Annotated in this window: 24 protein-coding genes and 2 pseudogenes; 14 read left to right on the top strand and 12 right to left on the bottom strand. The window is 71.5% G+C overall.

The annotated features are described in order from the left end of the window. On the top strand, positions 1 to 207 hold a 207-nt coding region (locus ACWC9T_RS35050; RefSeq protein ID WP_449825092.1), incomplete at its 5' end, for a DUF3073 family protein. Positions 208 to 381: 174 nt separating this feature from the next. Here ACWC9T_RS35050 and purM read toward each other — a convergent pair. The 3 genes from purM to ACWC9T_RS35035 all read right to left on the bottom strand — a co-directional run bounded on the left by purM (position 382) and on the right by ACWC9T_RS35035 (position 4368). Further along, positions 382 to 1467 (bottom strand): phosphoribosylformylglycinamidine cyclo-ligase, encoded by a 1086-nt coding sequence (gene purM, locus ACWC9T_RS35045; RefSeq protein WP_449825091.1) that lies wholly within the window; start codon positions 1465 to 1467, stop codon positions 382 to 384. Positions 1468 to 1566: 99 nt separating this feature from the next. Then, entirely contained in the window at positions 1567 to 3150 is a 1584-nt protein-coding gene (gene purF / locus ACWC9T_RS35040; protein WP_449825090.1) for an amidophosphoribosyltransferase, read from the bottom strand. Between the two features lie 351 nt (positions 3151 to 3501). Beyond that, positions 3502 to 4368: a diacylglycerol kinase gene (locus tag ACWC9T_RS35035; RefSeq protein ID WP_449825089.1), complete on the bottom strand. Its 867-nt coding sequence runs from the start codon at positions 4366 to 4368 to the stop codon at positions 3502 to 3504. Between the two features lie 126 nt (positions 4369 to 4494). Here ACWC9T_RS35035 and ACWC9T_RS35030 point away from each other — a divergent pair, with 126 nt between their 5' ends. The 3 genes and pseudogenes from ACWC9T_RS35030 to ACWC9T_RS35020 all read left to right on the top strand — a co-directional run. Further along, on the top strand, positions 4495 to 5778 hold the full coding sequence (locus ACWC9T_RS35030) for an adenylosuccinate synthase (RefSeq protein ID WP_355673658.1): 1284 nt from the start codon (positions 4495 to 4497) through the stop codon (positions 5776 to 5778). A gap of 126 nt (positions 5779 to 5904) precedes the next feature. Beyond that, entirely contained in the window at positions 5905 to 6507 is a 603-nt protein-coding gene (locus ACWC9T_RS35025; protein ID WP_449825088.1) for a GNAT family N-acetyltransferase, read from the top strand. Beyond that, positions 6459 to 6998 (top strand): annotated as a pseudogene (locus tag ACWC9T_RS35020) (Scr1 family TA system antitoxin-like transcriptional regulator); the annotation flags it as partial. The gene ACWC9T_RS35025 and the pseudogene ACWC9T_RS35020, both read left to right, overlap by 49 nt. 281 nt (positions 6999 to 7279) lie before the next feature. Here ACWC9T_RS35020 and ACWC9T_RS35015 read toward each other — a convergent pair. Next, on the bottom strand, positions 7280 to 7444 hold the full coding sequence (locus tag ACWC9T_RS35015; protein ID WP_449825094.1) for a hypothetical protein: 165 nt from the start codon (positions 7442 to 7444) through the stop codon (positions 7280 to 7282). A gap of 340 nt (positions 7445 to 7784) precedes the next feature. Between ACWC9T_RS35015 and ACWC9T_RS35010 the strand changes: the two genes are divergently transcribed. The 3 genes from ACWC9T_RS35010 to metG all read left to right on the top strand — a co-directional run bounded on the left by ACWC9T_RS35010 (position 7785) and on the right by metG (position 10709). Beyond that, positions 7785 to 8633 (top strand): helix-turn-helix domain-containing protein, encoded by an 849-nt coding sequence (locus tag ACWC9T_RS35010; protein ID WP_449825087.1) that lies wholly within the window; start codon positions 7785 to 7787, stop codon positions 8631 to 8633. Then, complete coding sequence (locus ACWC9T_RS35005; RefSeq protein WP_449825086.1) at positions 8630 to 8842, top strand: DUF397 domain-containing protein; 213 nt, start codon at positions 8630 to 8632, stop codon at positions 8840 to 8842. Before ACWC9T_RS35010 ends, ACWC9T_RS35005 begins: the two co-directional genes overlap by 4 nt. A 133-nt stretch (positions 8843 to 8975) precedes the next feature. Further along, positions 8976 to 10709, top strand: a complete 1734-nt coding sequence (gene metG, locus ACWC9T_RS35000; protein ID WP_449825085.1) for a methionine--tRNA ligase — start codon at positions 8976 to 8978, stop codon at positions 10707 to 10709. Between the two features lie 90 nt (positions 10710 to 10799). Here metG and ACWC9T_RS34995 read toward each other — a convergent pair whose 3' ends face one another. After that, the gene (locus tag ACWC9T_RS34995; protein ID WP_449825084.1) at positions 10800 to 12821 is read right to left on the bottom strand and encodes a serine hydrolase domain-containing protein; all 2022 of its coding nucleotides are present in this window, start codon (positions 12819 to 12821) and stop codon (positions 10800 to 10802) included. A 267-nt stretch (positions 12822 to 13088) separates the two neighbouring features. Here ACWC9T_RS34995 and ACWC9T_RS34990 point away from each other — a divergent pair, with 267 nt between their 5' ends. Further along, entirely contained in the window at positions 13089 to 14420 is a 1332-nt protein-coding gene (locus tag ACWC9T_RS34990) for a sensor histidine kinase (RefSeq protein ID WP_449825083.1), read from the top strand. Further along, positions 14384 to 15034, top strand: coding sequence for a LuxR C-terminal-related transcriptional regulator (locus tag ACWC9T_RS34985; RefSeq protein ID WP_449825082.1), 651 nt, complete (start codon positions 14384 to 14386; stop codon positions 15032 to 15034). The genes ACWC9T_RS34990 and ACWC9T_RS34985 overlap by 37 nt, the downstream gene beginning before the upstream one ends. On the opposite strand, the gene cutA is transcribed toward ACWC9T_RS34985, so the two are convergent. From cutA to ACWC9T_RS34965, 4 genes are all read right to left on the bottom strand, one after another. Next, positions 15024 to 15365: a divalent-cation tolerance protein CutA gene (gene cutA / locus ACWC9T_RS34980; protein WP_449825081.1), complete on the bottom strand. Its 342-nt coding sequence runs from the start codon at positions 15363 to 15365 to the stop codon at positions 15024 to 15026. The genes ACWC9T_RS34985 and cutA overlap by 11 nt on opposite strands. A gap of 146 nt (positions 15366 to 15511) precedes the next feature. Continuing rightward, positions 15512 to 16441 carry a class I SAM-dependent methyltransferase gene (locus tag ACWC9T_RS34975; RefSeq protein WP_449825080.1) on the bottom strand — a complete coding sequence of 310 codons (930 nt, stop codon included), beginning with the start codon at positions 16439 to 16441 and terminating at the stop codon, positions 15512 to 15514. 59 nt (positions 16442 to 16500) lie between these two features. Next, the gene (locus tag ACWC9T_RS34970) at positions 16501 to 17484 is read right to left on the bottom strand and encodes an NAD(P)/FAD-dependent oxidoreductase (RefSeq protein WP_449825079.1); all 984 of its coding nucleotides are present in this window, start codon (positions 17482 to 17484) and stop codon (positions 16501 to 16503) included. A gap of 82 nt (positions 17485 to 17566) precedes the next feature. After that, entirely contained in the window at positions 17567 to 18517 is a 951-nt protein-coding gene (locus ACWC9T_RS34965; protein ID WP_449825078.1) for a hypothetical protein, read from the bottom strand. A gap of 165 nt (positions 18518 to 18682) precedes the next feature. Between ACWC9T_RS34965 and ACWC9T_RS34960 the strand changes: the two genes are divergently transcribed. Continuing rightward, positions 18683 to 19738 carry an aldo/keto reductase gene (locus tag ACWC9T_RS34960; RefSeq protein ID WP_449825077.1) on the top strand — a complete coding sequence of 352 codons (1056 nt, stop codon included), beginning with the start codon at positions 18683 to 18685 and terminating at the stop codon, positions 19736 to 19738. A 33-nt stretch (positions 19739 to 19771) separates the two neighbouring features. Here the strand turns inward: ACWC9T_RS34960 and ACWC9T_RS34955 are convergent, their stop codons facing one another. Beyond that, the gene (locus ACWC9T_RS34955) at positions 19772 to 20341 is read right to left on the bottom strand and encodes an N-acetyltransferase family protein (protein ID WP_449825076.1); all 570 of its coding nucleotides are present in this window, start codon (positions 20339 to 20341) and stop codon (positions 19772 to 19774) included. Between the two features lie 23 nt (positions 20342 to 20364). Then, positions 20365 to 20892 (bottom strand): annotated as a pseudogene (locus ACWC9T_RS34950) (imine reductase family protein); the annotation flags it as partial. Here ACWC9T_RS34950 and ACWC9T_RS34945 point away from each other — a divergent pair. The 4 genes from ACWC9T_RS34945 to ACWC9T_RS34930 all read left to right on the top strand — a co-directional run bounded on the left by ACWC9T_RS34945 (position 20835) and on the right by ACWC9T_RS34930 (position 24330). Beyond that, a complete protein-coding gene (locus ACWC9T_RS34945; RefSeq protein WP_449825093.1) occupies positions 20835 to 21335 on the top strand; it encodes a GNAT family N-acetyltransferase in 501 nt (166 codons plus the stop codon). The pseudogene ACWC9T_RS34950 and the gene ACWC9T_RS34945 sit on opposite strands and share 58 nt — an antisense overlap. A gap of 191 nt (positions 21336 to 21526) precedes the next feature. Continuing rightward, positions 21527 to 21658: a thioredoxin domain-containing protein gene (locus ACWC9T_RS34940; RefSeq protein WP_380442992.1), complete on the top strand. Its 132-nt coding sequence runs from the start codon at positions 21527 to 21529 to the stop codon at positions 21656 to 21658. A gap of 33 nt (positions 21659 to 21691) precedes the next feature. After that, complete coding sequence (locus ACWC9T_RS34935) at positions 21692 to 23230, top strand: recombinase family protein (RefSeq protein ID WP_449825075.1); 1539 nt, start codon at positions 21692 to 21694, stop codon at positions 23228 to 23230. A 437-nt stretch (positions 23231 to 23667) separates the two neighbouring features. Further along, positions 23668 to 24330, top strand: a complete 663-nt coding sequence (locus ACWC9T_RS34930) for a hypothetical protein (RefSeq protein ID WP_449825074.1) — start codon at positions 23668 to 23670, stop codon at positions 24328 to 24330. 73 nt (positions 24331 to 24403) lie between these two features. Here ACWC9T_RS34930 and ACWC9T_RS34925 read toward each other — a convergent pair. Then, the coding region (locus ACWC9T_RS34925) for a recombinase family protein (protein WP_449825073.1) at positions 24404 to 24878 on the bottom strand (475 nt) is incomplete at its 5' end.

Raw genomic sequence — 24878 nt, 5'->3', positions numbered from 1 at the left:
GAGCTGAAGTACAACAGCGGCGGGTTCGACGCTAACCGTCTGTCCAACGAGCTGGGCGTATCGCCGTCCACGCCTTCGATCGAGCCGGAGCCGATCGAGGAAGAGGACGACGACCCGTACGCGGAGTACGCCGCCCGCTACGCCGTCGACGACGAGGACGACAACGAGCCGGGTGCCGGACCGTCGCAGGCCTCCCGCCGCTCGTAACCCACAGCTTCACCGGACCGGTCCGGCGCCCACGGCGACGGACCGGTCTTCGGCGTTCCCGCGTACCGCCCCCCTCCGATGAGGGGAGCGTTCCGCCTGACGTCTCCCCCTCCGGGGACGTGAGAGGGCCCCTCCGGCGCACCGGAGGGGCCCTCTCACGGTCTTCGACGGGGCTCAGCCCGCGGTGAAGCCCTCGTAGGCGTTGTAGAGGGCCGCGCCGCCCTCGTGCCCGTCGGTGCGCTCGACGATGTCACCGAGCAGCCAGGCCTCGACACCGCGGTCCTCCAGGATCGACAGCGCCACGTCCACCGAGTGCGGCGGGACGACGGCGACCATGCCGACGCCCATGTTGAGCGTCTTCTCGATCTCCAGGGTGGCCACCTTGCCGACCTCGGCGACGGTTCGGAAGACCGGCAGCGGGGTCCAGGTGCCGCGGTCCAGGCGGGCGTGCAGGCCGTCCGGGATGACCCGGGCCAGGTTCGCCGCCAGGCCGCCGCCGGTGACGTGCGAGAAGGCGTGCACCTCGGTGGCGCGGATCAGCGCCAGGCAGTCCAGCGAGTAGATCCGGGTCGGCTCCAGCAGCTCCTCGCCGAGGGTGCGGCCGAACTCCTCGACCTTGCGGTCCAGCTTCCAGCCGGCCTCGTTCAGCAGCACGTGGCGGACCAGTGAGTAGCCGTTGGAGTGCAGGCCCGAGGCGGCCATCGCGATCACCACGTCACCGGCCCGGACGCGCTCGGCGCCCAGCAGCGCGTCGGCCTCGACCACGCCGGTGCCGGCGCCCGCGACGTCGTACTCGTCCGGGCCGAGCAGGCCCGGGTGCTCGGCGGTCTCGCCGCCCACCAGGGCGCAGCCGGCCAGCGCGCAACCCTCGGCGATGCCCTTGACGATCGAGGCGACCCGCTCCGGGACGACCTTGCCGACGCAGATGTAGTCGGTCATGAACAGCGGCTCGGCACCGCACACCACGATGTCGTCGACGACCATGCCGACCAGGTCGTGGCCGATGGTGTCGTGCTTGTCCATGGCGGCCGCGATGGCCACCTTGGTCCCCACGCCGTCGGTGGCCGAGGCCAGCAGCGGGCGCTCGTAGTTCTTGAAGGCGGACACGTCGAAGAGGCCGGCGAAGCCGCCGAGACCGCCGACCACCTCGGGGCGGTTGGCCTTCTTCACCCACTGCTTCATGAGCTCGACGGCGCGGTCGCCCGCCTCGATGTCGACACCGGCGGCGGCGTAGGTGGCGCCGTTCTGGTTGGAGGTCACTGCGTGCGGCCCTTTCGGGTCTGGTGGGGGCGGTTCGTTACGGCGGAGGGGGTGGAACAGCGGTGGGGCCCCGGTTCGCGGGACCCCACCGTGGACTCGTTACGGGCGGCGCAGCGCGTCGGCCGCGCCCGCCCCGCCGAGCAGCGACTGGACACCGTCCAGGTCGCTGCCGCTGGTCGGCTTGCCGCGGACGGCGGGCTGCTGCTGACCGCCCTTGATCTCGGCCTCCAGCAGGAGCTTGCCGAGCAGCGCCGGGTCCGGCAGCTCCATCGGGTACTCGCCGTCGAAGCAGGCCCGGCAGAGCTTGTCCTTGGGCTGCTTGGTGGCCTCGATCATGCCGTCGATCGAGATGTAGGCGAGCGAGTCGGCGCCGAGCGTGCGGCCGATCTCCTCCACCGTCATCCCGTTGGCGATCAGCTCCGCGCGGGTGGCGAAGTCGATGCCGAAGAAGCAGGGCCACTTCACCGGCGGCGAGGAGATCCGGATGTGCACCTCGGCGGCGCCCGCCTCGCGCAGCATCCGCACCAGCGCGCGCTGGGTGTTGCCGCGGACGATCGAGTCGTCCACGACCACCAGGCGCTTGCCGGCGATGACCTCGCGCAACGGGTTCAGCTTGAGCCGGATGCCGAGCTGGCGGATGGTCTGGCTGGGCTGGATGAAGGTGCGGCCCACGTAGGCGTTCTTCACCAGGCCGGAGCCGTACGGGATGCCGCTGGCCTCGGCGTAGCCGATCGCGGCGGGGGTGCCGGACTCGGGCGTCGCTATCACCAGGTCGGCCTCGACGGGGGCCTCCTTCGCCAGGCGGCGGCCCATCTCCACGCGGGAGAGGTGCACGTTGCGGCCGGCGATGGAGGTGTCGGGGCGGGCCAGGTAGACGTACTCGAAGACGCAGCCCTTGGGCTTGGCCTCGGCGAACCGGGAGCTGCGCATGCCGTTCTCGTCGACGGCGATGAGCTCGCCGGGCTCGACCTCGCGGATGAAGGAGGCGCCGCAGATGTCCAGCGCCGCCGTCTCGGAGGCGACCACCCAGCCGCGCTCCAGCCGGCCGAGCACCAGCGGGCGGATGCCCTGCGGGTCGCGGGCGGCGTAGAGCGTGTTCTCGTCCATGAAGACGAGCGAGAAGGCGCCCTTGACCTTGGGCAGCACGACCTTGGCCGTCTCCTCGATGGAGAGGTCCGGGTGGCCGGCCAGCAGGGCGGTCACCAGGTCGGTGTCGTTGGTCGCGGCGGTCCGGCCGGAGCGGGAGACGTGCTCCTCGCCGGGCAGTTCGGCGACCATGGCCGCCAGTTCGGCGGTGTTCACCAGGTTTCCGTTGTGCCCGAGGGCCAGCGAACCGTGCACGGTCGCCCGGAAGGTCGGCTGGGCGTTCTCCCAGACCGAGGAACCGGTGGTCGAGTAGCGGGCGTGTCCGACGGCGATATGCCCGTGCAACGACCCCAGCGAGGCCTCGTCGAAGACTTGGGAGACGAGCCCCATGTCCTTGAAGACGAGAATCTGGGAGCCGTTGCTCACTGCGATGCCCGCGGATTCCTGACCGCGGTGCTGCAGGGCGTAAAGGCCGAAGAACGTGAGCTTGGCGACCTCCTCGCCGGGAGCCCAGACACCGAAGACGCCACACGCGTCCTGGGGGCCTTTCTCGCCGGGAAGAAGATCGTGGTTGAGTCTTCCGTCACCACGTGGCACGCCTTCGATTCTAGGGCAGTTGGCACAGGCTTCCGGAACGCGGGACTGCGGGTTCGTCCGGTCCTCGCGGAGTAACGCGCGTAGACAAAACCCCTTACGGGCTGGGGATTTCGGGTGGGGGGAATTCCGGCGGGTCGCGGTTGGCCTTGCGGTTCGCGCCTGTTGGGGAGTTCGGTGCGCAGTTCCGTGTGCGGAACGGTGGTTGTCGGGGCGGGCGCGAACGTGAGCCTGCTCACCCGGGGTTCAGCCGGGGTTCACGCGGCGGGCCCCCTCCTCGGCGCCTTCGCACGGGCCTTCGCGCGCCTTCGCACGGGCCGTCGCGCGCCTTCGCACGGGCCTTCGCGCGCGTCCTCACGCGGCCGGCAGCAGCAGCCCCCAGGCGCCCGGATGCACCGTCCAGGTCCGGGCGCGGACCGGGCCGACCGGGTGGCCGTCCGCCTCGTAGCCGAAGCCGCGGCCGACCACCGAGACGCTCGCGGCCCGGGCGCGCACGAGCGCCCCCGACGCACGCACCACCACCTCCAGCACTCCCTCGGCGTCCGCCCCGGCGCCCTCGGCGTCCCCGCCGCCACCCGGCAGGGTCAGCTGCACCAGCCGGACCGGCCGGTGCACGTCCGCGAGCAGCCGGCCGTCCGCCTCGACCCGGACCCGGGAGCTGCGGTCGACCGCCTCCGAGACGAGTGCGTTCGCCTGCTCGGCCGCAGCCAGTTTCGCCCATAGCGAACGCCAGCCACCCGGACGGCCCACCAACCGGCGGGTACCGCCACCGGTGATCCGCACCCCGCCCAGCGCCACCCCGCCACCGTCATCCACCAGCAGGTCGAAGGTGCGCGGCGCGCCCGAGAGCACCGCACGCGCGGCCCGCACCGGCTCCCCCGGCACGCCGAGCGCGCGGGCCGTCGCCAGCTCCTCCGTGCGCCCTACCGGAACCATGCCCACCGGATCCGCGCCCAGCTCACGGTGGCGATGCAGGGCCTGCAGCACCCGCTGCAGGGCAAGATCAGAACCGATCACCACCGGTCGCCGCCGACCCCGGTGCGAAAGTACCCGGTCGAGTTCGGACGGGCTCTCCGGATAGGCCACCTTGACGTCCGTACCCCCGCAGAGCACGTCCTTCGCGATCCGCACCGACTCGCCGTCGGTCCGCCGGGCCACCGGGTCGAGGAGCAGCAGAATCGGCTCGGGGCCGCTGGTTGCAGGCGTGGACAGGGACGACACGACCGGTCCTTCCTCAGGTAATCTCTCGGTGCAAGAGCCCCTTGCGCCATTGCGCCAGGGGCTTCGTCTATCTCGGGGCAGACAGCGGCCTACGCAGGATGCCCCAACCGGAAGGGGTGTACGCCTGTGCCGGCACTCGTGCTCGTTGGCGCTCAGTGGGGAGACGAGGGCAAGGGGAAGGCCACCGACCTCCTCGGCGGCTCCGTCGACTACGTCGTCCGCTACCAGGGTGGCAACAACGCCGGTCACACGGTGGTCATCGGTGACCAGAAGTACGCCCTGCACCTGCTCCCCTCCGGCATTCTCAGCCCGAACGTCACGCCGGTCATCGGCAACGGCGTCGTGATCGACCCGGCCGTGCTGCTCTCGGAGCTGGCCGGTCTGAACGAGCGCGGCATCGACACCTCCAAGCTGCTGATCTCGGGCAACGCCCACCTGATCACGCCGTACCACCGCACCCTGGACAAGGTCACCGAGCGCTTCCTCGGCAAGCGCCGGATCGGCACCACCGGCCGCGGCATCGGCCCGACCTACGCGGACAAGATCAACCGCGTCGGCATCCGGGTCCAGGACCTGTTCGACGAGTCGATCCTGCGCCAGAAGATCGAGGCGGCGCTGCACGACAAGAACCAGATCCTGGTCAAGCTGTACAACCGCCGCACCATCCCGGCCGACCTGGTGGTCGAGGAGTACCTGGGCTACGCGGAGAAGATCAAGCCCTTCCTCGCCGACACCACCCTCGTCCTGGACGAGGCGCTCAAGGCGAACAAGGTCGTCCTGCTGGAGGGCGGCCAGGGCACCCTGCTCGACGTCGACCACGGCACGTACCCCTTCGTGACCTCGTCGAACCCGACCGCGGGCGGCGCCTGCACCGGCGCCGGCATCGGCCCCACCAAGATCGACCGGGTCATCGGCATCCTCAAGGCCTACACCACTCGCGTCGGCTCCGGCCCGTTCCCGACCGAGCTGTTCGACGAGGACGGCGAGGCGCTGCGCCGCATCGGCGGCGAGCGCGGTGTCACCACCGGCCGCGACCGCCGCTGCGGCTGGTTCGACGCCGTCATCGCGCGCTACGCGACCCGGGTCAACGGCCTCACCGACTTCTTCCTCACCAAGCTCGACGTGCTGACCGGCTGGGAGCAGATCCCGGTCTGCGTCGCGTACGAGATCGACGGCAAGCGGGTCGAGGAACTCCCCTACAACCAGTCGGACTTCCACCACGCCAAGCCGGTCTACGAGACGCTGCCGGGCTGGAACGAGGACATCAGCAAGGCGAAGACCTTCGCCGAGCTGCCGAAGAACGCCCAGGCGTACGTGAAGGCGCTGGAGGAGATGTCCGGCGCGCCGATCTCCGCCATCGGCGTCGGCCCGGGCCGGGACGAGACGATCCAGATCAACTCGTTCATCTGAGCCTGAGCGCCTTCGAGGGCCCCGCGGGATTCGCCCCGCGGGGCCCTCGCTTTGCCCCAGCTGCCCACAATTGCACTAGTACAGAACTCCATTGCATCTAGTGCAGAGTCGCGCTACGTTCGGATCATGACCGCGAAGCTGCCCGCACCCGTCACCCTCACCGGCCGCCACATCCGCCTGGAGCCGCTGGAGCGCCGCCACCTCGCCGACCTCTGGGCCACCGTCGGCTCCGAGCCCGAGGTCTGGCGCTGGACCATGTCCCTCCCGCCCGCCTCGGAGGAGGAGCTCGGCAGGATCCTCGATACCCGCATCGCGGAGGCGGCCGAGGGAGAATCCGTGTACTTCGCCGCCGTCAACCTCGCGAGCGGCACCGCCGTCGGCATCACCGGCTACCACGACTTCAGCACGAAGGACGAGTCCGTGGAGATCGGCGGCACCCTGTACGCCCGCTCGGTCTGGCGCACGGCGGTCAACACCGAGGCCAAACTGCTGCTGCTCACCCACGCCTTCGAGGACCTGGACATGGGCCGCGTCTTCTGGAAGACCGACGCCCTCAACGAGCGCTCCCGCAACGCGATCCTGCGCCTCGGCGCCCAGTTCGAGGGCGTCTTCCGCCGCCACCGGCTCCGCCCCACCGGCACCTGGCGCGACAGCGCCTACTTCTCGATGCTCGCGGACGAGTGGCCGGCGGCCAAGTCCCGCCTGGTGGACCGCCTTTCGCAAGGCTGATCACTGGTTCGCCAGGCCAGCCACCCCACATAGGGGGCGAGACGAGCAGCGCGGCCAACCCGGTCACCTGTGCGCCATCGAAGACCACCGCCGACGCAGCCTCAACTCTCGGCCTGGACCGGACGAAGATCGCCCAGATCGAGAAGGGCCTCTACCCCGTCTCGCCCGACCGCGTCCGAACCCTTGCCGGCGAATACCAGGAAGGCGGTTCGGCCTACGTCGAAGCCCTCGCGGCAGTCGCTGCGGAGCGCGGCAAGGGATGGTGGGAGGAGTTCCGGGGCGTCCTGCCCGCGAGCCTCCTCGACATCTCGGAACTCGAACACCGAGCCGAAGGCCGGATAAGGACCTTCCAGATCGGCCACCCACCAGGCCTGCTCCAGGCCGAGGACGCCGCCCGCGCGATCGTCGAGCTGGTGTACCCGCGGCTGCCCGTTCGGGGCCTCCGGGCGCGGATCGCCCACCGCATGGAGCGGTTCCAGGTCCTCACCAGGCCGGCCGCCGTCAAGTACGACGCGATCGTCCACAAGGCATCTGCGGCGCGGGCAACAACTGCCCCGAGGTCGGATCACGGCCGATTCGGCCCTCATCCGCAGCAGGGCCCTGGGCGACAGCAAGCGCCCCGACCGCGAGCCGCTGTCCGTCTGAGAGCCCCCGACAGTCCCGGCCGCCCGCAGTCCCGTGCGGGCGGCCGGGACACCAATGTCTCCGAGGAGATGCGCAGTTGCAGAAGGAACGGCGCCGGGCGACCTGCGAGAGGAGCGGACGGAGCCGGTCACACCCCTCGGTTCCGCTTGCCGGGGGCGGAATGGCGGGCGGCGAACCCGCGCTTCGCGGGGCGGGGTAGCCGGGGTTGCATGTTGACCAGCCAGACCAGCCAGCCGACGAAGAGGACGGCGAGGAGGAGAGCCGACAATCCGGCAACCAGGAGGGTGTTCACCGGGTTGCGGAAATGCGGCGGGGAAGGCGGTGGGGGAGGCGGAGATGCGAGGGAAGGGGCACGGCTGTCTCCGGTCGGTGATGCCGAACGCCCTGACCATGCATCTGGCGTGTCATTACGGCTGATTGACAGGGCTGATCGACGACTTGGCGACTGTTTAGGCGACAACAAGTCAGCGAGTGACACGTACGACCTTAGAGTCAGGGTGCCAGAGTTGCTACCGAGGGAGTGGACGTTCACTCCATCGTGGGGTATCCCCCATTTCGCTAGCTAGGGCCGGGGCGCCACGGCACACTTCACCGGAAGCATCGACCGCAGCCGCGATCCGGAGAAGAGAGTCATGCCACCCCGCTTGTCGCCGACCGTGCGCCAGCAGCGCCTCGGGATCGAGCTGCGCAAGATGCGCGAACGTGTGGGCGTGACGCCCAAGAGCCTGGCCGCCGCAATCGGCACCGACCTGCCCAAGATCTCCCAGATGGAGAACGGGAAGTCGGGCATCAGCGCCGAGCGGCTGCGGATCTGGGCGCGCACCTGCGGCTGCGCCGACGGCCCGTACCTGGACGCGCTGCTCGCGATGACGCAGGACCGGCGGAAGTACTGGTGGGACGGCTACCGGGGCCGGATGCCGGGCGGGATCATCGACATCGCGGAGATGGAACACCACGCGGTCTCGCTGTCCATCCTGAACAGCACCTTCGTCCCCGGCCTGCTGCAGACCCCGGCGTACGCGGCCGCGGTGTTCGAGCGGCTCCCCTCGCACGTCCGGCAGGAGGCGGAGACCCGGATGGCATTCCGGATTCGACGCCAGCAGATCTTCGTCGACCGCCCGAAGCCGTACAGCGCGATCCTGCACGAATCCGCGCTGCGGATGCAGTTCGGCGGCCCGGAAGTGCTGCGCGACCAGCTGCAGAGCCTGCTGGAGAATTCCGAACGACCGGGGCTGGAGATTCGGGTGATCCCGTTCAGCGTCCCCACCTACACCGGATCCGGGGAGAGTTTGTATCTCGCCCGCGGGGCGGTCCCGGAGCTGGACACCGTCCAGATCGACCTCTCCCACGGGCCGAAGTTCGTGCACACCGAGGCCGAATTGGCCTCCTACCGCCGGATCAAGGAGAAGACCGCGGCGATCGCGCTCGGGACGGACGAGTCCCGGGACTTCATCCGGGCCTTACTGAAAGACTTCTCATGAACGTGCGGCTGAACGTGTGGCGCAAGTCGTCGGCCAGCGGTGAGAGCACCGACTGCGTCGAGGTCAGAGCGGCGGGCGGGCTGGTTGAGATCCGCGAGTCGGACCGCCCCGAGGCGATCGTGCGGACGACGCCGCGCAAGTGGGCGGCGTTCGTCCGCGGGGTGAAGGACGGGGAGTTCGACCGGTACGCCGACTTCACCCGGCCGTGAGGCCGCCGCCCGTACGGCGCGGCCGCTGCGCGGGCCCCTGCGGCGGTAGGCTTGGCAGCCCACAGTGGACCCCTGCGCCTGGCACAGCACTCCGGGTGGGGTGCGCGTGCGGGAGAAATCGGAGCATCCGAGGATGGCTCGCCACCTGATCACCAGCGCCCTTCCGTACATCAACGGGATCAAGCACCTGGGCAACATGGTCGGGTCCATGCTCCCGGCGGACGTCTACTCCCGCTACCTGCGCCAGCGCGGCCACGAGGTGCTCTACATCTGCGCCACCGACGAGCACGGCACGCCCGCCGAGCTGGCCGCGCAGGAGGCCGGGCTGCCGGTCGCCGAGTTCTGCGCCCGGGCGCACGACGCGCAGAAGGCGGTGTACGACGGCTTCGGGCTCTCCTTCGACCACTTCGGCCGCAGCTCCTCGGCGCAGAACCGGGAGATCACCCAGGAGATCGCCCGCGAACTGCAGCGCAACGGCTTCATCGAGGAGCGCTCGATCCGCCAGGTGTATTCCAACGCCGACGGACGCTTCCTGCCGGACCGCTACATCGTCGGCACCTGCCCGCACTGCGGGTACGACAAGGCGCGCGGCGACCAGTGCGAGAACTGCACCCGCGTGCTCGACCCGACCGACCTGCTGGAGCCGCGCTCGGCGATCAGCGGCAGCTCCGACCTGGAGGTCCGGGAGACCCGGCACCTGTTCCTGCTGCAGTCGAAGCTGACCGAGGAGGTCGAGGAGTGGGTCGCCGCCCACGGCGACAAGTGGCCGGTGCTGGCCTCCTCGATCGCCCGCAAGTGGCTGACCGAGGGCCTGCAGGACCGCTCGATCACCCGTGACCTGGAGTGGGGTGTCCCGGTGCCGGCCGACGTGTGGCCCGAACTGGCCGCCGAGGGCAAGGTGTTCTACGTCTGGTTCGATGCCCCGATCGAGTACATCGGCGCCACCAAGGAGTGGGCGGACGCCGCCCCGGCCGGGCAGCTGCGGGACTGGAAGTCCTGGTGGTACGAGGCCGACGAGACCGTCCGCTACACCGAGTTCATGGGCAAGGACAACGTCCCGTTCCACACGGTGATGTTCCCGGCGACCATCCTCGGCTCGCGCCGTCCGTGGAAGAAGGTCGACTACGTCAAGGCCTTCAACTGGCTGACGTACTACGGCGGGAAGTTCTCCACCAGCCAGAAGCGCGGCATCTTCAGCGACGTCGCACTGGAGCTGCTCCCGGCCGACTACTGGCGCTACTTCATGATGGCCCACGCGCCCGAGTCGGACGACTCCAGCTTCACCTGGGACCTCTTCGCCTCGGTGGTCAACAAGGACCTCGCCGACACCCTCGGCAACTTCGTCAACCGGGTGCTCTCCTTCAGTCGCAAGCGCTTCGGTGACGACGTCCCCGGCGGGCACCCGGCGGGCGAGGCCGAGCAGCGCCTCGGCGAGCAGATCGCCGCCCTGCTGGCCGAGTACGAGGCCCAGCTGGACGCGCTCAACTTCCGCAAGGCGGCGCAGGGTCTGCGCGCGCTGTGGAGCGCGGGCAACGCCTACCTGGACGAGAAGGCGCCCTGGCTGCAGGTGAAGACCGACCCGGAGGCGGCGGCGCTGACCCTGCGGACGGCGATGAACCTGATCCACCTGTACGCGGTGGTCTCCGAGCCGTTCATCCCGACCGCGGCGGCGGCCATGCGCGGCGCCTTCGCCCTGCCCGAGGACTCGCCGGCGGCCACCCGTACCTGGGTCGGCGCGGACGGGGCGCGGGCGCTGGACCTGGTCCCGGCGGGGACGGCGTTCACGGTGCCGCCGGTGCTGTTCGCGAAGATCACGGACGAGGACCTGGCGGCCTGGACGGCGCGCTTCGGCGGCGCCGACAGCTAGTCGAGAGCTGGTCGAGAGCTGGTCGAGGGTTAGGATGACGAACAGGCAGGGCCCGGGGGTTCCCCGGGCCCTGCCTGCTGGTTTCCGCGCTCAGCCGAGCAGGTCCAGCGCGCTGGTCCCGGCCAGGTCGTACGCCCCGGCGAGCAGCAGGAGCAGCAGGGACGCCAGCGTCAGGGCGGTGTAGTGCAGCCGCCCGGGGACGCCCCACCAGCGGCGGCGCCAGGCCAGCACCGTGCAGACCAGCATCGGCGCGGTCAGCGCCAGGGCGGTCAGCACCAGCACCGGGACGACGGTCAACAGCGGCGAGTCGGCCAGGAACAGCGTCTGATTGAGCGCGTTGGGGTCCGCGGTCAGCAGGACGAAGCAGACGGTGGCGGCGAGCAGTAGGGTGCTGACGGCCGCGCCGAGCAGCCGTACGGCCGGCTGACCTGCCCGGCCCCGGCGGCGCACCAGCCGCACCAGCGCGCCGACCGTCCAGCCGAGCAGGGTCAGGGCGAGCACGGCCAGGCCGGCCAGGGCGGTGACCCGGTGCAGGCCGGGGGCCTGGTACCAGGCGAGCGGCTGGTAGGCGATGGTCGGGTCGGCGTCGGTCAGCAGGGCGGTCACCGCCCCGTCGGCGCCGGTTCGGAAGGCGATCCGCGCGGTGCCGCCGACCTGCTGGAACAGGCCGGGCTCGATCTGCTCCCAGTGGGTCTCCTCGGCCTCCGGGTCACGGGTGACCGGGCCGGTGACGGTGAGCCGGCCGTCGGCGGCGGTGACGTGCAGCGAGCCCATCAGGGCGGCGGCCTTGGTGAGGTTGCTGTGGCTGGTGCGGGTGGAGCGGTAGTCGCCGCTGAAGTGGTCCAGGCCGGTGGTGATCGGCACGGTCGGGGCGGCGGGGGCGGCGGGGTAGAAGCGGTCGAGGAAGGCGTTGAGCACCTGCTGGGTGGCCCAGCCACCGGTGCTGTCGGCGCCGTCTCCGTTGAGGGTCACGTACAGGCCGACGCCGCGCTGCGGCAGCAGGGCCAGGTTGCTGTGGAAGCCGGGCACGTCGCCGTCCTTGACCAGCAGCTGCTCGCTGCCGCGGGTGCGCTGTTCGAGCAGGTAGGCCATGCCGGGCAGGCGCGGGTCGGGGCCGTAGTGGCGGTCGAGCAGCTGGGCGGTGCCGGTCGGGTCGAGGATCCGTCTGCCGTCCGCGCCGCCCTGCTGGAGCTGGGCGAGCAGCAGCTTGGCCATGTCGGCGGCGGTGGTGACGGCGGCGGCGCCGGTGGGGGTGAGCGGTCCGTACAGGCCCTTGGTCTCGGTCTGGCCGTCACCCTCGGGGCGGTAGCCGTGGGCGAGTTCGGCATCGATCGCGGCGGGGTGGGGCTGGGCGAAGCTGGTGCGGTCCATGCCGAGGGGCTGAAGCACGTGCTGGGCGAGGTACTGGTCGAAGGGCTGGCCGGTGACCGTCTCGACCAGGTAACCAGCCAGCGCGACACCGTAGTTGTCGTACGCGGCGGCGGCGCCGGGGGCGCGGACCCGATCGGGCTGGTGGGCGGCGAGGGTCGCGCCGAGGCCGCCGACGTGCTCGGGGCCGGTCTCGGCGAGGCCCATGAAGGTGTCGTCGAAGCCGCCGGTGTGGGTGAGCAGGTGCTCCAGGGTGACGGGATGGCCGGGGTGGCTGTCCTTGATCTTGAAGGCGGTCAGGTAGTGGTTGACGTCCGTGTCCAGGTCCAACTTCCCCGCCCTGACCTGCTGGAGGACGGCGATCGCGGTGAAGACCTTGGCGTCGGAGCCCATGAAGAAGGCGGTTCTCGCCGGGTCGACGGGCCGCCGGGTCCGGACGTCGGCGACGCCGTAGCCGCTGGTGAACAGCTCGTGCCCGCCGGCCACCACGGTCACCGCGGCACCCGGGATCCGGTGCTCGGCGAGCAGCTCCGGGAGTAGCTGGTCGAACAGACGCTTCACCCCGGCGGGGTCGGGTGGGGTCGCCGGACTGCCCGCGGTCGCCGAACTGCTCGCGTTCGCCGCGCGGTTGGTAGCAGGCGCAGCAGCAGCCCGGGCCGGGGTGAGGCCGTAGAGGAAGAGGCCGATCGCCGCCAGGACCAGGACCAGGCGGAGCAACGGACGGCCGGCGGCGCGTTTGGGCATGACGAACTCCCTGTGTGGGCTGGCGTGTTGGGGAAGCTCCGGCGCCCTGTGGCGGGCCGCTTCCGGACACCTCGAACAGTAGGCGGGCCAGGTCTGGCCGGCCCATGGCCTCCGGGCGTCAATCGGGGGGTGTACCCAGGTACCCGCACCAGGGGTCCGGGGCCCAGTGATCGGGGCACCGGGCTACGGCAGTCTGGGTCTCGCACAGCACAGGACCAGGGGTAGGGAATCCGGCCGCGAGGCCGTCTCACAAGGGGGCGAAGAGTGATGACCGACAAGGCTGACACCGCGGTCGGGGACACCGGGTGGAACCGGCTCGACCGGCCGCGTCGGGCGGTGCGGGAGATGCTGCGCGGAGCGGCGCTGGCCGGGTTCGTGGTGCCGCAGCTGCTGCTGCTCGTCGCCGCCATGGCCGCCGCCGTCCTGCTGGGCCTGGGCGTCGGCGTACTGCTGGTGCCGCCGACCGCCCTCGCCGTCCGGGCGCTGGCCGGCCGCCGCCGCGCGCTGGCCACCCACTGGTCCGGCGTCGGGATCCGCGAGCCGTACCGGCCGCAGGCGCCGGTCGAGCCGGGCCTCAAGGGGGCCTGGCTGCGCTGCCTGGCCTTCCTTGGCGACCCGGCCACCTGGCGGGACCTGCTCTGGCTGCTGGTCGACCCGGTGATCGGCTTCACCGTGGCGCTGTTCCCGCTGATGCTGACCGCCTTCGGCCTCTTCGGTCTGCTGCAGCCCTGGCTCTGGGAGCCGATCGCCTCGGCCGACGGCAACACCTGGTACTACTGGGTGCACGTGACCGACCCCGGCAGTGCCCGGATCGCCGTTCTGCTCGCCGTACCGACCCTGCTGGCCGGCCCGGCGATCGCCCCCGGCGCGTTGCGCGGCCACACCGCGCTGGCCAAGGCGCTGCTCGGCCCGACCGCCCGCGCCGAGGCGCTGGCCGCCCAGCGCAAGGTCGCCCACCTGACCGAGACCCGGCGCGACGCGCTGACCACCCAGGCCGCCGAACTGCGCCGGATCGAAAGGGACTTGCACGACGGTGCGCAGGCCCGACTGGTGGCCATGGGCATGAACCTGGGCGTGGCCGAGCGGCTGGTCGAGCGGGACCCGGCCGCCGCCAGGGAGTTGCTCGCCGAGACCCGCCAGGCCTCCGCGGCCGCGCTCACCGAGCTGCGCGACCTGGTCCGCGGCATCCACCCGCCGGTCCTGGCCGACCGCGGACTGGCCGACGCGGTACGGGCGTTGGGCATGGACAGCCCGCTGGACGTGACCGTGGTCGCCGAACTGCCGGGCCGGGCCGAGGCACCGGTCGAGTCAGCCTTCTACTTCGCCGTCTCGGAGGCGCTGACCAACGCCGCCAAGCACTCCGGCGCCGAGCACGTGGACGTCCAACTCTGGTACCGGGACGGCATGCTGAAGGCCCAGGTCACCGACGACGGAACGGGCGGCGCCGACCCCTCGCGCGGCACCGGGCTGCGCGGCCTGGAGCGGCGGCTTGCTACCTTCGACGGAGTCCTGGCCGTCCACAGCCCGCTCGGCGGCCCCACGACCCTGACCATGGAGCTGCCGTGCGAGTTGTCCTCGCCGAGGACCTCTTCCTCCTGAGGGACGGTCTGGTCCGGATGCTGCAGGCCTACGACTTCGAGGTCGTGGCCGCGGTCGACACCGGACCGGACCTCCTGCAGGCCCTCCTCACCGAGCGCCCGGACGTGGCCGTGGTCGACGTACGGCTGCCCCCGACGTTCACCGACGAGGGCCTCCAGGCGGCGCTGGCGGCACGGCGGCAGATTCCCGGACTGCCGGTGCTGGTGCTGTCCCAGTACGTCGAGCAGCTCTACGCCAAGGAGTTGCTCGCCGACGGCAGCGGCGCGATCGGCTACCTGCTGAAGGACCGGGTCTTCGATCCCGACCAGTTCGTGGAGGCGGTCCAGCGGGTCGCGGCGGGCGGCACCGCGCTGGACCCGCAGGTGATCGCCATGCTGGTCAGCAGCACCGAACGGCGCAAGCCGCTGGACCGGCTGACGCCCCGTGAGCGCGAGGTGCTGGAGCTGATGGCGGAGGGGCGCTCCAACGCGGCGATCGCCGAGCGGATGGTGATCACCGAACGGGCGGTGAAGAAGCACACCGCCAACATCTTCCTCAAGCTCGACCTGCCGCCCTCCGAGGAGGACCACCGCCGGGTGCGGGCGGTGCTGGCCTTCCTGGAGGTCACGTCCTGAGCGGTCCGGCCGTCTCCTCCGCCACCCAGGCCAGGTAGCCGGGGCTGCCGAAGACCACCGGCACGGCGATCACCTCGGGCGTCTCGTACGAGTGCCGCCCGGCGATGAACCCGGCCAGGCGGTCGGCGAGTTCGGCCCGGGTCTTGAGGTCGATCCGCCACTCCTCGGCGTCCTGCACCTCGCCGTCCCACCAGTACACCGACCGGACGGGGTACACCTGCGCGCAGGCCGCCAGGCGCTCCCGCACCACGGTGGCGGCGAGGGAGCGGGCCTGCTCCTCGCTCTCGTGGGTGGTGGTCACCACGACGAAGCCCTGCTGGTTCGCTGTCATGCCCCGACGGTAGCGGTCGCGCGGGCGGCGCCCCGGGGCCCCGACGGTGGCCGGAGCCCGGGCGGCAGGCCCGACAGCAGCCCGGAGCCCCGCCGCCGCGGCCTCGGCAGCGCGGCGACGGGGCGGCTCCGCCCGCGGGCCCGGGGTCAGGGCCGGCGCGCGGTGTGGACGGTCATGGCGGAGAGGTAGAAGGCGTCCGGGCGGTTGAGGATGCCGGTGGGAGCGTCCTCGGCGAGGAGGGCCTCCAGAGTGGCGCGGTCCTCCGGGACGAGCGCCTCGGCCAGCTGGTCGTGGCGGCGACGGAGCTGGGCGTGCAGGTACTCCCGGACGGGACGGGCGAGCGGCGCCGGGTGGTCGACCAGGAAGGTGCGGGTACCGCTGGGGACCAGTCCGGCCCGGCGCAGCATGGCCGGCCAGTCCTCGATCTCCTCGGTGGTGTCCGGCAGTTCGGCGCGCATGGCGCTGAAGCCGTCCTCGTGGGCCGCGTCCAGCCGGGCCTGGAAGCCGGGCCGGCCGAGGCCGAAGTCACGGGGCAGGAAGCGCGGCGGCAGGCCGCTCTCGGCGACGGCGAGCAGGCCGCCGGGCCGCAGCCGCGCGCCCAGAGCGGTGAGCGCGGCCTGCTGGTCGCCGAGGTGGTGGATCGCGTTGCCGGCCCAGATCAGGTCGGCCTCGCCGAGCTTCTCGAACTCGGCGGGCAGGTCGGCCTGTTGGGTACCCAGCCGACCGCCGGAGCGGGTCCGGGCGCGCTCCAGCAGGGCGGCCGACTGGTCGACGGCGACCACCTCGGCCGCCGGGAAGACCTCGGCGAGCAGCCCGGCGATCACCCCGGGACCGCTGCCGACGTCGAGGACCCTCCGTACGCCGCCTTCGCCGGACAGGCCGGACAGGCCGGACAGCCAGCGTGCGGCCTCGGTGACGGCTCCGGCGCGCAGGTCGGCCTCCTGTTCCAGGTGCGCCGCGAGGGCGTCCCAGTCCAGGTCGGCAGCGGGGACGTGGCCGTGGCTGTGCCCGTGGCCGTGCTGGTGGCCGTGGCCGTGGCCATTCTGGTCCTGGTGCTGGTGCTGGTGCGAGGACATGGCCTCTCCTTCCGAGTGGTGCGTCGTGGGTCGCCAGTGGGTCGACGAAAGCTTCCCGCTCAGGCGGGTACCGCGGCGTCGGACGCGCGGCCCCGTCGATCGGCGAGGAGGGCGACCGCCTGCTCGACGTCCTCCGTCGCGAGGTCGTGGTCCAGCGCGAACGCGGCGGCCGCGCCCATCCCGGCGGCGGTGACCACCTGGGTGCGCGGGTCGGCGACGTTGCCGACCGCCCAGACGCCGGGCAGGCTGGTGCGCCCGGTCCGGTCAGTGGTGACCCAGCCGTTGTCGTCCCGCTCGCAGTCGAGGCCGAAGAGCAGCGCGTCCCGGGGCACCGGCTGCGGGAAGACGAACACCGCCTCGCGCAGCACCACCTGCCCGTCGGCGAGCTCGATGCCGCGCAGCCGCCCGTCGTCGGCGACCAGGCGGACGATCCGGCCCTCGACCGCCCGGACACCCCGGGCGGCGAGCCGCTCCCGGTCGGCGTCGGTCAGCGCGAGGGTGTGCGCGAGCAGCACCACGTCGGCCGACCACTGCCGCAGGATCAGCGCCTGGTTGACCGCGCCCGGGCCGGTGCCGAGCACCCCGAGCGGGCGGTCCCGAACCTCCCAGCCGTGGCAGTACGGGCAGTGCAGCACGTCGACGCCCCAGCGCTCGGCCAGACCCGGCAGCTCCGGCAGTCCGTCGCGCAGGCCGGTGGCGACCACCACCTGGCGGGCGTGCAGCACCGGCCCACCGGCCAGGTGCACCACGAAGCCGGGCTCAACCGACTCGGCGACGTCGATGTGCTCGACCCGCCCATCGATCAGGTCCACCCCGTACCGGGCGACCTCCTCCCGCCCGACCGCCAGCAGCGCCGCCGGGGGCATGCCGTCCCGGCTCAGGTAGCCGTGCATGTGGGCGGCGGTGGCGTTGCGCGGCTCACCCTCGTCCACCGCCGCGACCCGCCGCCGGGCCCGGCCCAGCGCCAGGGCGGCGCTCAGTCCCGCCGCGCCCGCGCCGACCACCACCACGTCGTAGCGCTCCGTCGTCCTCATCTCACCCATGGCGCTCACCTCCAACGCCAGGCTGCGACCGACCATCCCGTGTCGGCAAGCTTTGTTGCCATCTCAGCAAACACCTCCACTCTCACTCTGCGGTCCGCCGCCAGTACGAGCGGGCCGCCACCGCCAGCGCCACGCCGTACCCGGCGAAGGCGCACGCCCCGACCCAGGCCACCTGCAGCGCCTGCCCGGCCGTGGCGAACTCGCCCTGCCGGATGCCGATCACCCCGACCGTGCACAGCGCCAGGTAGCCGATCCCGACCAGCCCGTACGGCACCAGCGTGGCCGCGCCGATCAGCGCCGGGGTGAGCGGCAGCCAACGCGGGACCCGGCGGCCGCGCAGCGGCAGGGTCCAGCGCGGGAACACCTGCCCCCACGGCCGCACCAGCCCCCAGAGCAGGAACACCCCGATCGCCGCCAGCAGCACGGTGGCGTCCAGCCCCCAGCGCTCCAGGGCGAGCCAGAGCCCGGAGGAGCCGTTGTGCACGTAGCCGGCGTGCATCTGGTCGCCGCTGATCCCGGCGAAACTGCCGCCGAAGGCCCAGATCACCTTCATCAGCACATACGGAACGAAGGCCAAGGTCCCCGAACAGGCCGCGAGTTGGACGGTGGCCGGGGCCGACGACGGGGCCGCGGGGGGAGCCGCCGCCCGAACGGCCGGCCGCCGGGCCCGGGCGGCACCGGCCAGCAGCAGCGCCCCCGCCGCCGCCAGCGCCTTGTGCACCGCGTCCGGGACGCTGTCCACGCTCTGCCGGAACATCAGCGTCACCACGTCCATCAGCAGGCTCCAGGCCGCCACCGCGGCCAGCCCGCACAGCGGCCACAGCACCCCCGTCAGCCACCGCACCCGCCCCAGCCGTACCGCCGCCCACCCGGCCACGGCCGCCGCCAGGCCCACCCCGGCGACCACCCATCCCAACCAGGAGGCGCCCCACAGCGCGGTCCCGCTCAGCGCACAGCCCAGCCCGAACCCGCCATAGCCGACGCCCCAACCGACCACCGCCCAACCGTTTCCGACCCACCCCTGCTTCACCATGGCCCCAGGCTCGCCCGCGCCGCCGCACCCCGGCGTCCGTCGGAACGACGATCCGACTCCCCCGCCCGAGGGATCCACGGCAGGCCCTTGCCTTGGAGCGCACTCCAACTCCTAGCCTCTGACGCACCACCGCATCACCGACCCACCACCAGGAGGAGCACAACCATGCGCTACCGCGTCCTCGGCGGCACCGGCATCGAGGTGAGCGCCTACTGCCTCGGCACGATGATGTTCGGCGCGATCGGCAACCCGGACCACGACGACTGCGCCCGGATCATCAACGCCGCACTCGACCGGGGCATCAACTTCGTCGACACCGCCGACATCTACTCGGCCGGCGAGTCCGAGGAGATCGTCGGAAAGACGCTGGCCGCCCGCGGCGACCGGGACGACATCGTGCTCGCCACCAAGGCGCACTTCCCGATGGGCGAGGGCCGCAACCGGGGCGGCAACTCCCGGCGTTGGATCGTCCGCGAGGTCGAGGAGAGCCTGCGCCGACTGCGCACCGACTGGATCGACCTCTACCAGATCCACCGGCCCGACCACACCACGGACATCGAGGAGACCCTCTCCGTCCTCGACGACCTCGTCCGGGCCGGCAAGATCCGCGCCTTCGGCTGCTCGACCTTCCCCGCCGAGCAGATCGTGGACGCCCACCACGTCGCCGAGCGCCGCGCCCTGCCGCGCTTCCGCACCGAACAGCCGCCGTACTCGCTGCTCGCCCGCGGCGTGGAGCGGGACGTGCTGCCGGTGGTGCAGCAGCTCGGGATGGGCGCGCTGACCTGGGGCCCGCTGGCCGGCGGCTTCCTCACCGGCCGCTACCGCAAGGGCCTGGAGATCGACCTCACCCGCGGCCGCGCCGCCATCAACCCGGGCCGTTTCGACCCGGCGCTGCCCGCCACGGCCGCCAAGCTGGACGCGGTCGAGGCCTTCACCGAGCTCGCCGAGGAGCTCGGCCGCACCCTGCCCGAGCTGGCCGTGGCCTTCCCCCTGGCCCACCCCGCGGTCACGTCGGTGATCCTCGGCCCGCGCACCACGGAGCAGTTGGACTCCGCCCTCAAGGGCGCCGACCTGGTGCTGGACGATGCCGTCCTGGACCGGATCGACGCCATCGTGGCGCCCGGCACGAACCTCTACCAGGCCGACGGCGCCTGGCAGCCGCCGGCCCTCACCACCCCGGCCCTGCGCCGCCGCCCGGCCGCCGAGCGCTCGGCGGGCTAACGCTCGGCGGGCTGGGGGTGGGCTCGGAACAGCTCACCCCCTCGGCGCGGCGAAGCAGTGGATCAGGACCGTACGGCCGGAGGCCCACCGCTGTTCGCCGCTGCCGAGCAGGGTCCAGCCCAGACGGCGGTAGAGGGTCACGGCGGCGGCGTCGGTGGCGAGCACGTCGAGCACGGGGTGCAGCCCGAGCGCCCGCGCGTGCACCACGGCGCTCGCCAGCAGTCGGGCACCGGCCCCGTGGCCGCGCGCCGCCGGGGCGACGTACAGGCGGCCGATCACGGCGGTCAGTTCGGGGCGCCCGCCGGTCCGCAGACTCCACAGACCGGGGGCGACATCGCCCGGGGCACTGCGGGAGATTCCGACGTGCCCGGCGATCCGGCCCTCCGCCTCGGCGACCCAGGCGGCCAGCAGGCCGTCCGGGGTGAGCCAGGCGGCGGGCCGCTCGGGCCAGTCGGCGGGGTAGCCGTCGACGGTGTGGACGTCGGCCAGCACCCGGACGCAGTCGGCGAGGTCGGCGGCGCGGCGCCGTCGGACGCCCACCCCCGCACCGGTCTGCCGAGAGCCGGACGCGACGACGTTGGCGCGTTCTTCAAGGTCAGCCATGCCGGTACGTTACCGGCCGCCCCTCACCGTCGCAGCAGGTCGACGACCCCGGTCAGGTCCTCCTCGCCGCTGCCGAGCTCCAACCGGCGCTCCATCAACCGGAAGTAGGGCTGCAGTAGTTCGGGGCTCACCCCCTGCTCCTCGGCGGTGCGCAGCAGCGTGCCCTTGCCCGCGACCTGCATCGCCAGGTTGGACACCACGCCCTTGGTGTAGTCGCCGCTCTCCAGCTGCTCGGCGGTCTTGGCGATGGTCCGGGACATCGCGGTGACGTAGCCGCTGAGCAGCGGCGCGAGGTCGCCCGGCCCGACGGCCTCGCCGCGGATCAGCGCGAAGGCGTGCGCAACCCCGGCGAACATGCCGTACATCGCGCTGAGCAGCGCCACGTCGTGCAGCGCCGCGTACCCGGCGTCCCCGCCCACGTACCGGGTGTCAGCCGGGGCGGCGAGGGTCGCCCGGTGCTCCTCGAACAGCTCGGACGAGCCGCTGCAGCCCGCTGCACAGCGAGCGCCTCGACCTCCTGCCGCTCGCCCCCGAGCACGCCGACGAACTGGCCTCCGCCCTTGCCGACCCCGCCCTGCACACCTTCACCGGCGGCCGCCCGGCCGCCCCCGAGGAGATGCGCGCCCGCTGCGCCCGCCTGGCCGCCGGTTCCCCCGACCCGGCCGAGGCCTGGGGCAACTGGGTCCTGCGACAGCGCGCCGACGGCGCCCTGACCGGCTATGTCCAGGCCACCGTCCGCTCCGAAGCCTCCGAAGCCTCCGAAGTCGAACTCGCCTGGGTGGTCGGCACCCCCTGGCAGGGCCGCGGCCTGGCCACCGAAGCCGCCCGCGCCCTCCTCGACCACCTCGCCGCCGCCGACACCACCACCGCCATCGCCCACATCCACCCCGACCACCACGCCTCGGCCCGCATCGCCCGCGCCCTCGGCCTGCGCCCCACCCCACACACCCAGGACGGCGAAATCCGCTGGCAGGCCGATCTTCCGCAGCCGTAGCATCCGAGCCCTGCCGCCACCCGGAAAGCCCGTAGGCGCACCCCCATGTCCGTCGACGCCGGCCTGTACCTGCGCTGGCCCGAGGGCCTCGCACCCTCACCCGCCACGAGGCCGCCGTCCAGCCCGACCTCCGACTGCTCGCCCGACCCCACCCGGAATGCCGTCCACCGCCGATGGGGTTGGATACGGGCATGGCATCTCGTGCACGTGTACGCGCCCCCGAGCTGGTCGGGGCTGGCGGTTGGCTGAACACCGGCGGCAAGGAGCTCACGCTCGCCGACTTCCGGGGCAAGATCACCGTCCTGGACTTCTGGATGTCCTGACCCATTGAAGGAACTCCAGGGGAGAATCATCCCGTGCACCACCACACGATCTGTGACCTGTACCTGCGCCTCTCGCTAGACCGGGACGGCAAGACCGCCATCGACCGCCAGGAAGCCGACTGCCGCGCTTGGGCCGAGCGCAACGGGCTGACCGTCCGCAAGGTCCACATCGACCGGGGGCGCAGCGGGTACAAGGACGTGAGCCGCAAGGGCTTCGATGACGCGCTCACCGCTGTCACGTCCGGCGTGGTCGGTGTCCTGCTGGTCTGGAAGCTGGATCGCCTTTCCCGCAAGGGAATTGGCGAAGTTGGCACCGCCCTGGACGCCATCGGTCGCGTTGGCGGCCGTCTCGTCTCCGTGATGGATGGTCTCGACACGGCCAACGACAGCGCTCGGGTCACGATTGCCCTGCTCGCTGAGCTTGCCCGCTCGGAATCTCGCAACATCGGCACCCGCGTGAGCAGCGCAAAGCGGTACCTGCGCCAGAAAGGCCAGTGGATCGGCGGGCAGCCGCCCTACGGGCTCGCCGTGGACCCGGAGACCAAGAAACTGGTGCACGACCCGGACACCGCCGTCTACGCCCGGCTGATCGCGGACGAGGCGCTGAGCGGCAAGGCGCTGGTGCACATCGCCCGCTTCCTGAACGAGCACGAGATCGAGTCCCCGCGTGGCGGCAAGTGGAGTTCTTCCAGCGTCATGCAGTTGCTCCGCGCCCCGGCGTTCGCTGGCCTCATGCCTCAGACGGAGTACACGGAGGCAGCGGACGGAACGCGCAAGTACGGCAGCCGAGTCGTGCCCTACCGCGATCCCGAGACGCTGGACACGGTCGGCATCGGCGAGGGCATCATCACCCCCGGCGAGCGTGAGCTGATCATCCGGCAACTGGAGTCCCGTACGTTCCCGCATGCGGGCAAGCGCCACGGCCACAAGCAGGGCACGGCGCTTCTCACCGGTCTTGCCCGCTGCGCCCTGTGCGAGTCACCAATGAGCCAGTCGGGGACTTCCTACGTCTGCGCCAACAAGCGCATGGGTCGGGGGTGTTCGGGTGTCACCGCGCGAGTCGAGAGCCTTGACGGCCACGTGACCGATGCGTTCCTGAGCCGTCTTCCGGCACTGGAACCGGGAGACCCGCTGCTGTCCGCCATCGCAGCCCGGTGGGTTCAGCGGAAAGACCCCGAGGTATTCGCGAAGCGGGACGCGATAGAGGCGGAGATCAGCGAAGAGAGCGCCCGTCTGGCCGACTTGGAAGACGCCCGCTACGTGCGTGGCGAATTCTCCGGGGCCGACGCGATCGAGCGGTACAACCGTCTCGCTGGCCGTCTGCGGGGCCGAATCGAGGGCCTGCGCGCCAACTTGGCGGCAATGCCGACCCCGACTGTCGATATCTCCCCGCTGTTGGACGGCGAGATTCTGCGGGCAGCCTGGGAGGGGGACGACGTGGCAGGCCAGCGCAACCGACTGAGGCTGGCCATTGACCGCGTGACCGTCAGTCGGGGCGAACGGGGCAAGCGCTTCGCGGGCCATGAGCGGTGCGTCATCGCATGGGCCGACATGACACCTGAGGACGCATAGCCGCCCCGTAACGGCCCCTGTAGCCCCTGCCTGGCCAACCAGCCCGGCGGGGGCTTTCTCGCGCCCGCAGACGGCCGCACGGGGCTTTCGCCGGGCCTTGCTCGCCTTCGGCGCTGCGGTGGCTGTCCCTCACTCCCGTGACGCGCGCGGTGACGAATGACGATGGCGAAGCACGTTCCGGGTTTACAGCAGGATAGTTCTTTTATTGATCCTCTCTAGTCACCTAAAGTGGATCTGACCTGCTGTTTCATATTCATGGAGAGTCACCTGGAGAGTGCTGTCAGACCTTGATGGTTCACTTGTGGCTCACCTCTTGCAAGACAGCGGGGGTGAAGTGGCATCGACATTTTCGAGGAGTTCGGTTGGGAAAGTACATAGATGACGCGGTCGCCCGCCAGGCTTGGGAGGCTGCCGCTGGGGCCGCTTCACATCCGACCGTGCCCGCCGTGCCGTTCGTGTGGGACGGGGGCCAATGGGTGACCGTGGATGGTCAGTGGCGTGACCTGCCGCTGATCCGCCGGGGCATGGGTGAGTGGCTACTTGCGGCCGCATCCGCCTCGGATGTTGATCCCGCCGAGGAGGAACGCCGTCGGGACCTGCGCGCTAGGGAGCTTGACGCCCGGTTTGCTGCGAATCAGGCACCCACCCCGGAGGCGCAGGAGGAACTGCACCAAATCGCGGACGGCTTTGCCCGTGAACTGGCGTTCATGCCGGATCGGATCTCGCTGGACTTCGTGATCTGCTCCCGCATGCGCGACGTGGCGTCCGAGATGCTGTCCGGCTCGGTTGGCCGGGCGAATCAACTCCTGTCGCTGGCTTCACAGTTCGATGCTTTCCGCGCTGCGATGAAGGACCCGGCGGATTGGGTTGCACGCCTGTCCGCTGCGCCGCGAACTGAGCACGTGCGCACTTCCGCTGTGTGGGAGGCGTTCAGTCTGGCTGAGCCTGTCTTGGCTCGGTCGCTGGGCACCAAGACCGGCAAGAGTGTGCTGTTCGCCGCGATGGACAAGCGGTTCGGTGCTCGCCGGAAGCTGTCTGGCTACGAGGGATGGCGGGGCGTGGCGCTGACGGCGTCTGAGAGGCCACCGGCGGCCGTCTGAGCGCCGGAAAGCCCGGGAACGACAGAGGGACCACCTGCCAACTTCGTAGGTGGTCCCTTGGCCTTGCTGCGCCCTACTCGGCGGCCAACGCCCGGTGCACGGTCCCCTTGCCGACCCCGAGCGCCTTGGCAATCTCCCCGTAGGACTCTCCGGCGGCCTTCCGGCGCTGTGCAGCGGCGAGCATGTCCGGCGTCATTGCCTTGGGCCGTCCGCCGACCCGCCCCTGCGCCTTGGCCGCTTCCAGTCCGGCGCGGGTGCGCTCAACGATCATGTCTCGTTCGAGTTCGGCGAACGCGACCATCATCGTGAAGAAGAACTTGCCCTCACCCTTGGGCGAGTAGCTACCGGCCAGCGTGCCGGTCAGAATCCGCAGACTGATCCCGCGCTGGTGCAGGTCCTCAGCGATGGTCAGCACGTCCTTGGTGGAGCGCCCAAGGCGGTCCAGCTTCCACACGCAGAGCGTGTCACCCTCGCGCATGTAGTCCAGCGCCGCCATGAGCCCGGCCCGGTCGACGTTCTTGCCGGACGCCTTGTCTTCAAAGACGCGG

It is taken from the genome of Kitasatospora sp. NPDC001159 (assembly GCF_053598235.1).
The sequence above is the reverse complement of the archived record's forward strand: the minus strand, read 5'-3'. Positions and strand labels throughout refer to the sequence as shown.